Genomic DNA, 12,423 nt, shown 5'->3' with positions numbered 1-12,423 from the left:
TTTCTAAGAGCTTGGTGTTTATGGGACCTAGGGGAATTTTGGAACAGTAGGAGCGATAGTGCCCGGAATTCCAAAAAGCTCTGAAGTACCTGAGAATCACCACACTATTTTAAAACGGGCAGTTTGAGGAACAGAAGGTGAGCAAAGTGAGTAGTTTATCAGAACAATTTTTGCCGGCATTTCTGGAAGAGGTCGTCGGTGACCGCTTTGGTCGGTATTCCAAATATATTATTCAGGACCGGGCAATCCCCGATGTCCGTGATGGACTTAAACCCGTGCAGCGCCGGATTCTTTATGCGATGTACGACTCCGGCAACACCCCTGACAAGCCATACCGCAAGTCAGCCAAAACTGTCGGAGATGTAATGGGTAATTACCATCCACATGGTGACTCCTCTATTTACGATGGTATGGTACGTATGGCACAGCCTTGGAAGATGGGGCATGTGCTAGTTGACGGTCACGGCAACTGGGGCTCTATGGACGATGACCCAGCAGCGGCAATGCGTTATACAGAAGCACGGCTGTCTCCCATTGCAATGGAGATGATGCGTGATATCGAGAAGCGGACGGTCTTGTTTAAAGATAACTTTGACAATACCGCCAAAGAGCCTGTTGTGGTTCCTTCCCGGTATCCGAATCTGCTCGTAAATGGCACGAGTGGGATTTCTGCTGGTTTTGCCACTGAAATTCCGCCACATAATCTGCGTGAAGTAATTGACGCTTGTATCGCAGTGATGCAGAAACCAAATATTGAGCTGGAAGAAATTATGACCTTCATGAAAGGTCCGGATTTCCCTACAGGCGGCACGATCATGGGCGGAGACGGCATCATGGATGCTTACCGCACAGGTAAAGGCCGTATTTACCTGCGCTCCAAAACAGAGATTGAGAATATGCGGGGCGGCAAGCAGCAAATCGTGATCACGGAAGTACCATTCCAGATTGTAAAATCACGGCTGGTTACTTCCATGGAGAATATTCGGCTGGAGAAAAAGATCGATGGCATTGCCGAGGTTCGTGATGAGAGCGGCCGTGAGGGACTGCGGATTGTAGTCGAACTCAAAAAAGAGGCTGATGCTCAAGGCGTGTTGGCGTATCTGCTCAAAAAAACCGATCTTCAAATCACCTATAACTTCAATATGGTTGCTATTGTTAACAAAGCACCTCAGCAGCTTGGTCTAAAAGCCATCCTGGAAGCTTATATCGCACATCAGCGTGAAGTTGTGACTCATCGCACCCAGTTCGATCTGGAACGCGCTGAAGACCGTGCTCATGTCTTAGAGGGCTTAGTTAAAGCACTAAACATCCTGGATGAGGTTATCGCTGCGATCAAAGCTTCGAAAAATCGTCAGGATGCTCAGAACAATCTCGTATGGATGTTCGGCTTCAGTGAACGCCAAGCCGATTCGATCCTTACTTTGCAATTGTATCGTCTGACCAATCTGGAGATCACTTCACTCCAGAAAGAGTTAGATGAAATGATGGCAAAGATTACACATCTGCGCGGCATTTTGGATAGCGACAAAAAGCTAGTTGCTGTAATTCGTAAGGAACTGCTGGAGATTCGCGACAAATACGGCATTGATCGCCGTTCTCTGATCCAAGGCGAAGTCGAGGAGCTCAAGGTTAGCCTTGAAGCGCTGGTCAACGCGGAGGAGGTGCTCGTTGCTCTTTCAGCAGATGGATATATTAAGCGGACTAGTATGCTTTCCTTCACCCGTTCTGGTGGGGAGCGTCATACCTCAGGCGTCAAAGAAGGCGATCATATCGTCAGGCTGCTGGATGTAAATACCCGTGACAGTCTGCTGGTATTTACCCGCAAGGGGCAATACTTCTTGCTTCCTGTGCACCAGATTCCGGAGTTTAAATGGAAAGAGCCTGGTACAGCGATTGTGAATGTTATTGGATTGTCTAAAGGAGATGGAATCGTTAGTGTGATTCCGGTGAATAATCTAGATGATCCGCAGCAGAGCCTTGTGTTTGTCACCCGTCGGGGTCAGGTGAAGCGTACAGAGCTCAAGGAATACTCTACAAGCCGTTCTGGAGCTGTAGCGGCCTGTAAGGTAGCCGAGGGTGATGAGATCATTACAGTGGCTTCTAGTACGAATGACAAGGACATTGTGCTGGTCACCCGTGAGGGAATGAGTATCCGATTCCATGAGAATGAGGTTAACCCTATGGGTCGCGTTGCATCCGGTGTAAGAGGAATTCAGCTGCGCGAGGGCGACGAGGTGATTTCCTGCTTCTGGGTCAGCGAAGATGAAGGCGAAATCCTTGCTATTTCTGATATTGGTTATGCGAAACGTTCATTACTTGTGGATTATCCATCACAAAGCCGTGGTGGCAAAGGAATGCCAACCTTCGAATTCAAGGAAGGCAAACGAATACGTCCAAATGGCAGCAGGTTAGCAGGGGCTTTCTATTGCAAGGAGCCGTTGGAACTGAATGCCGTTACCCGTGAGAATGCCCACCATACGTTCTCCTCTGAATCAGCGCCGCTGGGCGAGCGTCGTTCTACAGGCAAACAGATTGTAGCTGTGGAGAAAAAGGATGAGATCATAAATCTTTTCCCATCAGTTCATTAAAACTAGCGATTAACAAGTGATTTTATAACGGCGTTTAGTCCGCTCTTTTGGAGGGTTGACTAAGCGTCGTTTTTTATTTTTTTATGCTGAAGGTCCGGCAGATTTATTTTTTCTTCGTTTGCAGGAAATGGAAGTTGTTTCGCGAAAATGTAGATATACCGGATAGAACCGCGAGGAAAGGAAGGAATAAGTGTGCATGCTTCTGAATTCAGTAAAATTTGGCATAAGATTTTAAAAGATTATAAATTACATATGGACAGTAATCTTGCTCCAACGCTGACGGATGCCCAACTTACTGTACTTGAACTGCTTCAGGAACGCGACGCCATGAAGCCTTCTGATCTGGCTCCACATTTGGCGACCAGTCCTGCAGCGGTTACGATGTTACTTGATCGGATGGAGAAGCATGAGCTTATTGTGCGGGAAAGAGATGCTTCGGACCGGCGGATTGTATGGGTAAGCATAACGGAGACTGGAATGGAAGAAACTGCACGGGGTCTAAAGATCCGCAGTGATTTTTTTGCGGAAGCGCTTGATCCGATCTCCTCTCATAACCAACAGTTACTGCTCTACTTAATGGGCAAAATGGTTGTTACAACTACACCGGAGGGTTCTACACCTTGAAGCAAATAGCTTGGCTGTATCACTAGTGCATTTAGAGTATGTAGAAGCATTTAGAGTATGTAGAAGCATTTAGAGTATGTAGAAGCATTAGAGTATGTAGAAGCATTAGATTATGTAGAAGCATTTAGAGTATGTAGAAGCATTTAGAGTATGTAGAAGCGTTTAGAGTATGTAGAAGCGTTTAGAGTGTTTTAGAGCAATTAGAGGCATCTAGATGTATTTAGTTGTATTTTGTACAGCTATTGTTTGCTATTTACTCGAGTGATGAAATATAACTGTATTTTATACAACTATTTTCTTGATTTACTTCTCTTTTTGCAGTTTCCCTGATTTTTAATTGTAAAGAGTACACTTAAAATCCGATCTATTGCTTTTTTATTTGGAATAAGTGTATAGAATGCAGTTATCTTACTTTTCATTTCAGATTCCATCTAGGATCCACTGCTGATCCACTACTGATCCACTACTGTACCACTGCTGATCCATCGCTAAACAGAGCGGTGGATCGTTAGCTAAGTTCAGGCTGGAAGGTGGAAGGAATGTTTAATCTCGAAGGGATTTTTAATCTCAAAGGGATATTCAATGCCCGGCTGGAATAATCGGACTAAGCATTCGTGCGGAGCTAGGAAGAACACTCCAACGTGGACCCTCTTCCCATTTTCTGTTCATGTAGCAGACGCAGAAACAAAAAAAAGGCAGTGATTCTCCACTAACCGGAGAGTCACTGCCTCGTTTTTATCGTTTCATTGCCTAAAAAGGGCTGCTTCAGGACAGCCCTTTTTGTAGTGTTTCACGCGGCCACAGATCCCAAGGATGGGTTTGTGGGGGCAGAGAGATGAGTTCCACTTCTTCTTTAGTAACAGGGTGAGGGAATCCTACAAGTGCTGACCATAACGCAATTTGTTGCCCCGGTCTGTTCACTGAAGCCCCGTACTTCTGATCACCGTATAATGGACAGCCGATCGAACTCAGCTGCACCCGAATTTGGTGGGAACGCCCTGTAAGTAAATCAATCTTAAGCAGGCTGTATCCTTCTGCACTGTCAAGCACTGTGTAATCCAGAATTGCTTCCTTGCCGCCGGGAGTTCCTTTTCGAACCACAGTGACGGTGTTACTCTTTGCGTCTTTAAGCAGCGTATCTGTAAGACGGCCACGAGTGGCTGGCGGTTTACCATGCACGACTGTTAAATACACCTTATGAAAGCCGTGAGTACGGACACTCTCGGATAGTCTTGAAGCCGCTTTGGAAGTCTTGGCAAAAATCATTGCTCCCCCAACCGGTCGATCCAAACGGTGGACCAGACCGATATAGACGTTGCCGGGTTTGTTGAAACGTTCCTTCACATCTTCTTTCAGCAGGTTCAGCAGGTCAGGATCTCCTGTTGCATCCTCCTGAACAGGAATATTCACGGGTTTTACAATCCCCAGAAGATGGTTGTCTTCGTACAAGACTTCAAAGCGTTGCGATCCGCCGCTTACAGCCTCATTGTTGCCGGAACTATGCTGTGTCATGGCTTACGCCTCCCAGCGACCCAGGATACCACATGGCAGATTCATGCCGGAGGCGGTGATCGGAAGACCGATTTCGCCGGAGGTAAGTTTTCCGCCATAACGTTTGCCCATGGTCATAGACAACATGTTGCGCAGTACAGTTGGAGAAATTCCTGTGGTGTAGGAATTAATGAGCATGAACAAAGGGTTGTCGCTCATAATCTCCATACAGCTCTCAAGGAAAGGATACAAGCTTGATTCAAGCTTCCACATTTCTCCACCAGGTCCTCTTCCGTAAGAAGGAGGGTCCATAATAATCGCGTCATATTTACTGCCGCGGCGTTGTTCACGTTGTACGAACTTGAATACATCATCCGTGATAAAGCGGACTGGACGTTCTCCAAGACCAGACAGCTGAACGTTTTCTTTCGCCCACTGCACCATACCTTTGGCTGCATCCACGTGAACGACAGACGCACCGGCACTCGCCGCTGCCACAGTAGCTCCACCTGTGTAAGCAAAAAGATTCAGCACTGAGATTGGACGGTTAGCCGCTGCAATCTTGTCCATCATCCAGCTCCAGTTGGCTGCTTGTTCCGGGAATAGTCCTGTATGCTTGAAGTTTGTAGGACGTAAGTGGAATTTTAATTTACCATAGCTAATCTTCCAATCGTCCGGAATGGTTTTTTTCATTTCCCATTGTCCGCCACCAGCGGAGGAACGGTGATAATGTCCGTGCACATCACGCCATTTAGCGGTCTCATTATTTAGAGGCCAAATAATCTGTGGATCAGGACGACGCAAGATAATATCGCCCCAGCGTTCGAGCTTCTCTCCACCGCCTGTATCAATTACTTCATAGTCTTTCCAATCGCTCGCTATATACATGATTTAATCCATCCTTCAAAAAAATTCATTTAGCCTTTATTGTACAACATTTCACCTGATTGCTACAAACAAATTACGCCTCAGCCAGCTTCACCAATTATTTTGTCCAATGCTAATGAGGTGTATAATATTCCCATACTTATGCGGCTTTTCAACTGGTGCTTCATGACTTGATTGTGTATGATCAGATAGTAGAGTTCTTACCCTATTTACGATCGGAGAACTAAAGCTATGTTTAATCTCTCACCGCTGTATTTCCCTATAACTGCAAAACCCAACCACACTAGTGAGTTTCTGCCCAGCCATGCCTTGCAGCCGTTTATTCGCTGTTTTTGGGGTTCTGTAGATGTGGAGTCTATACAACAACCTGAGACGGAGACAATAATTCCGGACACCTGTATGGATATTATTTGGGATTTGGATAGAGAATCAGGCAATACAAACACTTTTTTCTCCGGCATTAATGACACTCCATTTGAAGTCTCTTCAGACAGAAAGTCAGGGGGGAGTTCAACCTTTGGTATCCGATTTCATTTCTGGGCGGTTCATTTTTTTGCAGATGATCATCTGCGGAATGTCTTGAACGTACATGTCGATGTAGAACAATATTTTGGCACTTTTAAAAAAGAGCTTGGTCATCTATTGGAGAAAGTAAACTCGATGGACGAAAGGATTGCAGCCGCTGAAGCCTATCTGCTTCGTCGTCTTGAGCGTAGAGGGCGGACTAACGATCGGATGATGAACGCAGTCTATACTATGGTTAAACAAAAAGGGATTGTGACCGCAGAGGATTTGGAGACCAGTTCTAATTTAAGCAGACGACAACTTGAACGGCTTTTTCAAGAATATATAGGTGTATCGCCCAAAAAAACAGCAGATCTCGTGCGGTTTCAGAATGTATGGCGGGAGATGTGTCATTTACCTGGGCAGACGAAGAATATGCAGGATCTTATTTTCGCGTATGGTTACAGTCACCAGTCCCATTTTATCAATAATTTCAAAAAATATGCAGGAAGAACCCCACTTGAAGCCTTGGTCTATGCAGACCGAAGAATGTCGTAATTTTGCAATACAAAGCGTGTCAACCTTGTTAGACTAAACCCAAGTAAGAAATGAGACATATTATGAGAATGAGAGGGGACAAGTTATGATTTCGTCTTTTGAAGGGACTAACATTTACACTAAAGATACTGCGGTGTCAGCTAAATTTTATACGGAGGTACTAGGAATTCCTATGCCTTTCGAAGGTTACGGTAATTTCGACGGGGCAAAGCTTGGTTTTGACAAGAAACAGCCGGGAATTATTATTTGGGATGCTGCAAAGTGGGAAAATCTTACGACAGGTTTTGTTAATTTAGTATTCGGCTGTGATAATCTGGATGAGACATACGAGCAGTTGAAAGCTAAGGGACTGGATTGTCAGCCACCTGTTACGATGGAATATGGCGGTAAAGAAATGAATTTTCGTGATCCTGATGGGAATCACATAACCTTGCTGGAAGGTGCTTATTAAGCTTCTTTTTAAGAAAAATGAGACGGAGCGCAAACCTCAACCGTGTGTAATAACGGGGAGTTTGCGTTTTTTTAACTTTATTTATTGACAATGATAATCATTATCAAATAGAATGAGGTGAAGCGTATATGATTTAAATTTAAGGTGTTAGTAGGGGAGGAACAGGAGTTTATGGCTAAAGTGCTTGTGGCATATGCTAGTTTAACTGGCAACACTGAGGAAATGGCTGAATTGATTGTAGAAGGAATACGCCAAGCAGGCGGTGAGGCTGTTTTGAAGTCGGTCACTGAATGTAATGCGATTGAGATAAAATCATATGAAGGCGTTCTGCTAGGGGCATACACTTGGGGAGACGGAGAGTTGCCGGATGAATCTCTTGATTTCTATGAGGAGATGGATGAACTTGATTTGACTGCTATGAAGTCAGCAGTTTTTGGTAGTGGAGATACAGGCTACGCCATTTATTGTGGGGCAGTGGATGTTATCGAGGAGAAGCTAAAGGAGCGTGGAGCAGTCATTTTGCAAGATAGCCTAAAGATTGAGTATGGCCCTAATGCTGCCGAAAAAGAAGCCTGCCGTCAATTCGGACGTCAATTCATTGAAGCCTGTATGGCGGTAACCTAAGATGGGTGGGCCAGTGGGAAGTTGGTTTAACAAACCAAGGGATGTACATATCCCTCCGTATAAACGGCTGCACGATTATCGCATGGAGCATATTATGCTGGGCGGGACTGAGAATTTAGCTAGCGGAGCTCCAGCGACGGGGCTCCCACGCTGGCGTCAGCAGGTTCAATATGCTGTGGGGCATACACTTAATGACTTCTATAGTCTGTTGCCGGAAGTGCGAAGAGAGACACCTATACAATTTCTGTTAGAACGCCGATGGCCTCCTAGGGGAGATGCTTTTCCCTCCCTTTTGCAATATTGGGATATCAAAACGAGTGTAGCTGATGAGCTTATGCGTATCGTTTCAAGCAATCATCTACAGGAGATTCCAGTGATGTTATATGAACAGTGGCATGTCCCAGTTCCAGCGCTGAAATTGGAGTTATCGATGATTACGCAGCTGGCTTGGAACTCTTCAAAAAGTGGCCGAAGCGTGAACATTCAGAAATTTATGGTTAATGGCAATGAGGATATCATCACTGGATTTATGCATATGGCCAATGTTTTTTGCCATCATGCTTATGGTGAGCCAGCGGAGACCGTGGAAGTTTTCTCGCTGCTGGATGGACGTAAATACTGCTTTGATGGAGAGGCAATCTCGATTATGGAGTCACTGGATTATGTGCGTCTGTTATCCGTATATCTTGAGCGGGAAGTGTTAGCTGACGGTTCCTTAAGCTGCAGCGATCGTAGAAATGAGAGAGGCGAAGCGAATTATTTACTATAATAAATAGACCTCCTTATCTGCAGGTTAGAACACCAGCAAGTAAGGAGGTCTTATTGTGACTGCTTTATTAAAATCTCAAGAGTAGGTCTGGGGATTAGTCGATATATCGGTAATAATCCTGTTTATTCTGAATGACAAAGCCGCAGCTCTCATACAGCTTAAGTGCATTGGGATTATCCAGTGCGACCTCCAGATTTACACCATTATAATTTTTGCGCTCTCGTTCGATGGTCTGAAGAAGGGCGCTGCGGCCAATGCCAAGCCCACGTAGCCTTTTGTCGACTGTAAATCCATAGATCCAGGATTCATTATCTTCAGTCCACACTCGCATTTTCCCAACAGGCCTGCCGTCCATCTCGATCATAATATTCTCTTGCATACCTTCCTGTTTGTGCAACTCATACTGCTCTGCAGCATCTTCTGTCTTCATATCAAAACCTCCACAATCCAGTTCGACCAGAATGTGTGCCTCTTCTTCACGAGCTGGCCGTAAGACGACAGTCCCTGTTGCTGAGCTGACATCAGATGACACCATGGAATTGCCATCCCATTTCATTTGATATTCAGCGTGATTGAACTGCAGAGGCAAGGTTTGCAGGAAAGCAGTTCCAGATGAAGAAGCGGCGGGTGCATTTAGAAGAAGAGTAGAGACTTTATTGCGCTTGATTATGGTTTGTGCTCGGTTCCACAGAGAGGTGAAGATTCCGCGTCGACGGTAGCCTGGCCGAACCATGCCACAGACCTCCATATCGCTTCCAAAACCATAGAGTCCCAAGAAACCGACCAGTAATTCGTCCTCATAAGTCACGAGCCATTCCGTATCACCTGCGCTTGATGGCTGGCGGAGCATATCCCAATTCAGTTTTAATGAAATTCCTTCATATTGCTCACAGCGTTGTTGTAATTCCTCAATATTCTTAAAAGTGTCGGCAGTCGTCAAACCCGTTTCCCCCTAAAGTGTATTTGAACTATTATAAGTTCGCATAGTTACTAAAAAAGCTTCGCGGAAACGGGAGCAGGTTTAAGCTCTCCCGCCAGTATTCCCGCTCAGCACGTCTTTGTACTCCGGGTGCTTCTCGAATTGATGCGCAGCATAGGAGCATACGGGTACAATTTTTAAATTCTCATTCCGAGCCTTGTCCACAACAGCACGTACAAGCTCTTGTCCAGTACCTTGCCCGCGCAGTTCTTCGGAGACACGAGTGTGGTCAATGACCAATTCCCCGGTTCCTTTATCCAAACTGTATGTGATTTCGGCAAGGTCCTTACCGTCATTAGCAACAAAAAAACGTCCGTTTTCATTTTGAATTTGCATCTTATGGCTTCACTCCTAATTAGTTATTGCCTATATTTTACTACCATGAATTGCAAAAAGCGAGGAGCGAACCAGATTGATTGTTCTTCGGGCTGATTGTTGTTTTCCTTGTTACCCGAGGATCGCTGCACTGCATTTTTGTTCATGTGGGCAACATGGCTATAGCAGAATATGAGCAAGTGAGAGTTAACTAACCTCGAGTATTTGTTTTGGTAAGCTGAAAACTGGGAACGCTGGGAACACTGGGAATGCTGGGAATGCTGGGAACGCTGGGAACGCTGGGAACGCTGGGAACGCTGGAACCCCGGAACCCCGGAACCCCGGAACCTCGGAACCTCAGAACGCTGGATCCATGGAACCCCGAACCCCGAACTCGAACCCGAACCCGAACCCGAACCCGAACCCGAACCCGAACCCGAACCCGAACCCGAACCCCGAACCCCGAACCCGAACCCGAACCCCGAACCCCGAACTCTCGCTTGTCCTAATCCTCTGCGGAATCTAACGGACCCAATTGACGCTATTTGCACATTTTTAGTCATTTGAGCAAAGTTTCGGACCCCAGTGCAGCTATTCCTTTGGAATAGTCGCGAAATAGGCATTTTTAATGCCCGTAACGCCTATGGAGTCCGATAGCATGCTGAAAAGAGGATAATACTGCGAATAAGGTCAACTGTGTCCGATAGGTGTCCAATATCGTAGGATCCCGATCCGTCGCAGAAGCTTACGGTCCAGAGTCTTAATTCCCCACTGATGCTTAGGGACCCAGCAGACGCTATTCGCACATATTTAGCCTTTTGAGCAAAGTTTCGGACCCCAGTGCAGCTATTCCTTTGGAATAGTCGCGAAATAGGCATTTTTAATGCCCATAGCGCCTATGGAGTCCGATCGCAAACAAAAAACGGGATAATCCTGCGAATAAGGTCAACTGAGTCCGATAGCGTAGGATCCTAATCCGCAGCAGAAGCTTACGGACCAGAATCCTAATTCCTCACTGATGCTTATGGACCAGAGTCCTGATTTCCCCACTGATGTTTACGGACCCAGCAGACGCTATTTGCACATATTTAGCCTTTTGAGCAAAGTTTCGGACCCCAGTGCAGCTATTCCTTTGGAATAGGCACGAAATAGGCATTTATAGTGTCAATAGCGCCTATGGAGTCCGATAGTGCAGAGTTTTGATCTCCCGCTGGAGATTACGGACCCAGCAGACGCCATTAGCACAAGCTCAGTTGTGTCCGATAGTGCAGTCTTGATCTCCCGCTGGAGATTGCGGACCCAGCAGACGCTATTAGCACAAGGTCAATTGTGTCCGATAGCGCAGAGTCCTGATCTCCCGCTGAAGCCTACGGCAGACGCTATTAGCACAAGCTCTACAGAGTCCGATAGCGTCCACGCTAACGGAAATAACAGCTAAACCACCGTGCAATAAAAAAAATTTGGCGCTGAAATAACAGCTAATGAATTTTTATGCACTCCCGTTTATAGAGTAGCTTGCGTATTCTCAGGATAATACAATAAGATTAAGAGAATATCTCACTACTGAAAAGAACCGCTAGCAGGAGGAATCATTGTGGAATACAAGGTTGAGGTTGAATTTGGATCGATTTATGAATTGTTGAACAGCTTACATACTTATCTCTGCAAAAAATCCTATAAGAAGATTGATTTAGGGGTAGCGTGGGCTAATGAAATTGAAAGCACGCTCAGTGAAGAGCTGTTATCCCGTCTGAAAGAAACCGAACTAAACAATGAGTGGAAAATGTTGAATCTGCTCATTTACTGTTGTCCATTTAAAGATGAAGTAGACAGTGTGTTGAACTGGATTGAAGGGTTATCGGTTGGTGAGTTATATGAGACCTTATCAAAGTATGTAAAGGTATTTCCAAGCCATATGGAGGATTACCGTAACCGCGTAGTATTTTTACTCTCCGAGTGGAACCGCCAGTACTTTAGCCAATGCAATCCTGCGATTTTGAGAAAACTGCAGCAGCATGCGGATGCCAAGAACATGGAGCTTAATGGACTGGACACTGCGGATTTCGTGAACAAGACGACCAACGGATTTTACTTCATGCCTACGGATGGGCTTAAGAAGCTCGTACTGATTCCACAGTATCATTTTCAGCCTGCTAATATTATCTATTGCTACGGTGAATTAACGATCTGCCATTATGCGGCGTGGATATCGATGGAGAATGAGGAAATCTCCCCTTTTATGTACAGAGCGATCCGTAGTCTGAGTGAAAAAAGCCGGCTAAAAATCCTCCAAGCCCTGAGTGGTGGCCGTAAGACGTTTACCGAAATTGTTAAGCATGCGGGGATCTCGAAGGGGATTGTGCATGATCATATTTTTAATCTTCGTTGTGCAGGTTTACTTCATGCCTATATTGAAGGGGAGAATGTCACCGGATACAGTCTGCGTCTTGAAGGCATTCATCGGATGAATGAGCAGCTATTCGAGTATTTGAAATAATGATTTTTTAAAAATATAACCGCCTGAAAGCCAGGACTTCTCTTATGCAGAGAGGGTTTTGGCTTTTTTTATTTGTTTTAATTATCGCCTAATTCTGTTTATGGAGAATTTTTTTGAAGTTCTCTCTTTACAGAA

Annotated in this window: 12 protein-coding genes; 8 read left to right on the top strand and 4 right to left on the bottom strand. The window is 45.4% G+C overall.

Going from position 1 to position 12,423, the window contains the following annotated elements:
- Positions 1-146 precede the first annotated feature (146 nt).
- Both gyrA and MHI32_RS20385 read left to right on the top strand, forming a co-directional pair.
- Positions 147-2,588 carry a DNA gyrase subunit A gene (gene gyrA, locus MHI32_RS20390; RefSeq protein ID WP_340010696.1) on the top strand — a complete coding sequence of 814 codons (2,442 nt, stop codon included), beginning with the start codon at positions 147-149 and terminating at the stop codon, positions 2,586-2,588.
- A gap of 192 nt (positions 2,589-2,780) precedes the next feature.
- Positions 2,781-3,212: a MarR family transcriptional regulator gene (locus MHI32_RS20385; RefSeq protein ID WP_076127601.1), complete on the top strand. Its 432-nt coding sequence runs from the start codon at positions 2,781-2,783 to the stop codon at positions 3,210-3,212.
- A 765-nt stretch (positions 3,213-3,977) separates the two neighbouring features.
- On the opposite strand, the gene MHI32_RS20380 is transcribed toward MHI32_RS20385, so the two are convergent.
- Both MHI32_RS20380 and MHI32_RS20375 read right to left on the bottom strand, forming a co-directional pair.
- Positions 3,978-4,724 carry an RluA family pseudouridine synthase gene (locus MHI32_RS20380; RefSeq protein ID WP_076127603.1) on the bottom strand — a complete coding sequence of 249 codons (747 nt, stop codon included), beginning with the start codon at positions 4,722-4,724 and terminating at the stop codon, positions 3,978-3,980.
- Between the two features lie 3 nt (positions 4,725-4,727).
- On the bottom strand, positions 4,728-5,591 hold the full coding sequence (locus MHI32_RS20375; protein WP_340010694.1) for a class I SAM-dependent methyltransferase: 864 nt from the start codon (positions 5,589-5,591) through the stop codon (positions 4,728-4,730).
- Between the two features lie 231 nt (positions 5,592-5,822).
- Between MHI32_RS20375 and MHI32_RS20370 the strand changes: the two genes are divergently transcribed.
- The 4 genes from MHI32_RS20370 (at position 5,823) to MHI32_RS20355 (ending at position 8,497) form a co-directional block, all read left to right on the top strand.
- Positions 5,823-6,653, top strand: a complete 831-nt coding sequence (locus MHI32_RS20370) for a helix-turn-helix domain-containing protein (protein ID WP_340010693.1) — start codon at positions 5,823-5,825, stop codon at positions 6,651-6,653.
- 85 nt (positions 6,654-6,738) lie between these two features.
- Positions 6,739-7,104: a VOC family protein gene (locus tag MHI32_RS20365; protein WP_036685723.1), complete on the top strand. Its 366-nt coding sequence runs from the start codon at positions 6,739-6,741 to the stop codon at positions 7,102-7,104.
- 171 nt (positions 7,105-7,275) lie between these two features.
- Entirely contained in the window at positions 7,276-7,728 is a 453-nt protein-coding gene (locus MHI32_RS20360; RefSeq protein WP_076127609.1) for a flavodoxin, read from the top strand.
- A 1-nt stretch (position 7,729) separates the two neighbouring features.
- Positions 7,730-8,497: a hypothetical protein gene (locus MHI32_RS20355; protein WP_340010690.1), complete on the top strand. Its 768-nt coding sequence runs from the start codon at positions 7,730-7,732 to the stop codon at positions 8,495-8,497.
- Between the two features lie 94 nt (positions 8,498-8,591).
- Here the strand turns inward: MHI32_RS20355 and MHI32_RS20350 are convergent, their stop codons facing one another.
- Positions 8,592-9,437: a GNAT family N-acetyltransferase gene (locus MHI32_RS20350; RefSeq protein ID WP_340010689.1), complete on the bottom strand. Its 846-nt coding sequence runs from the start codon at positions 9,435-9,437 to the stop codon at positions 8,592-8,594.
- 81 nt (positions 9,438-9,518) lie between these two features.
- Complete coding sequence (locus MHI32_RS20345; RefSeq protein ID WP_076308376.1) at positions 9,519-9,812, bottom strand: GNAT family N-acetyltransferase; 294 nt, start codon at positions 9,810-9,812, stop codon at positions 9,519-9,521.
- Between the two features lie 1,168 nt (positions 9,813-10,980).
- On the opposite strand from MHI32_RS20345, the gene MHI32_RS20340 reads away from it, so the two are divergent.
- Both MHI32_RS20340 and MHI32_RS20335 read left to right on the top strand, forming a co-directional pair.
- Positions 10,981-11,229 (top strand): hypothetical protein, encoded by a 249-nt coding sequence (locus MHI32_RS20340; protein ID WP_340010687.1) that lies wholly within the window; start codon positions 10,981-10,983, stop codon positions 11,227-11,229.
- A 156-nt stretch (positions 11,230-11,385) separates the two neighbouring features.
- A complete protein-coding gene (locus tag MHI32_RS20335; RefSeq protein WP_076281450.1) occupies positions 11,386-12,288 on the top strand; it encodes a winged helix-turn-helix domain-containing protein in 903 nt (300 codons plus the stop codon).
- Positions 12,289-12,423: the final 135 nt, after the last annotated feature.

Source organism: Paenibacillus sp. FSL H7-0690 (assembly GCF_037980415.1).
Classification (GTDB): Bacteria; Bacillota; Bacilli; order Paenibacillales; family Paenibacillaceae; genus Paenibacillus_AQ; species Paenibacillus_AQ odorifer.
The sequence above is the reverse complement of the archived record's forward strand: the minus strand, read 5'-3'. Positions and strand labels throughout refer to the sequence as shown.

Excerpts from the sequence above, each read along its gene's own strand:
- MHI32_RS20370 (WP_340010693.1), top strand. The coding sequence starts at position 5,823 with ATGTTTAATCTCTCACCGCTGTATTTCCCTATAACTGCAAAACCCAAC.
- MHI32_RS20345 (WP_076308376.1), bottom strand. The coding sequence starts at position 9,812 with ATGCAAATTCAAAATGAAAACGGACGTTTTTTTGTTGCTAATGACGGT.
- MHI32_RS20375 (WP_340010694.1), bottom strand. The coding sequence starts at position 5,591 with ATGTATATAGCGAGCGATTGGAAAGACTATGAAGTAATTGATACAGGC.
- MHI32_RS20380 (WP_076127603.1), bottom strand. The coding sequence starts at position 4,724 with ATGACACAGCATAGTTCCGGCAACAATGAGGCTGTAAGCGGCGGATCG.
- MHI32_RS20360 (WP_076127609.1), top strand. The coding sequence starts at position 7,276 with ATGGCTAAAGTGCTTGTGGCATATGCTAGTTTAACTGGCAACACTGAG.
- MHI32_RS20365 (WP_036685723.1), top strand. The coding sequence starts at position 6,739 with ATGATTTCGTCTTTTGAAGGGACTAACATTTACACTAAAGATACTGCG.
- MHI32_RS20355 (WP_340010690.1), top strand. The coding sequence starts at position 7,730 with ATGGGTGGGCCAGTGGGAAGTTGGTTTAACAAACCAAGGGATGTACAT.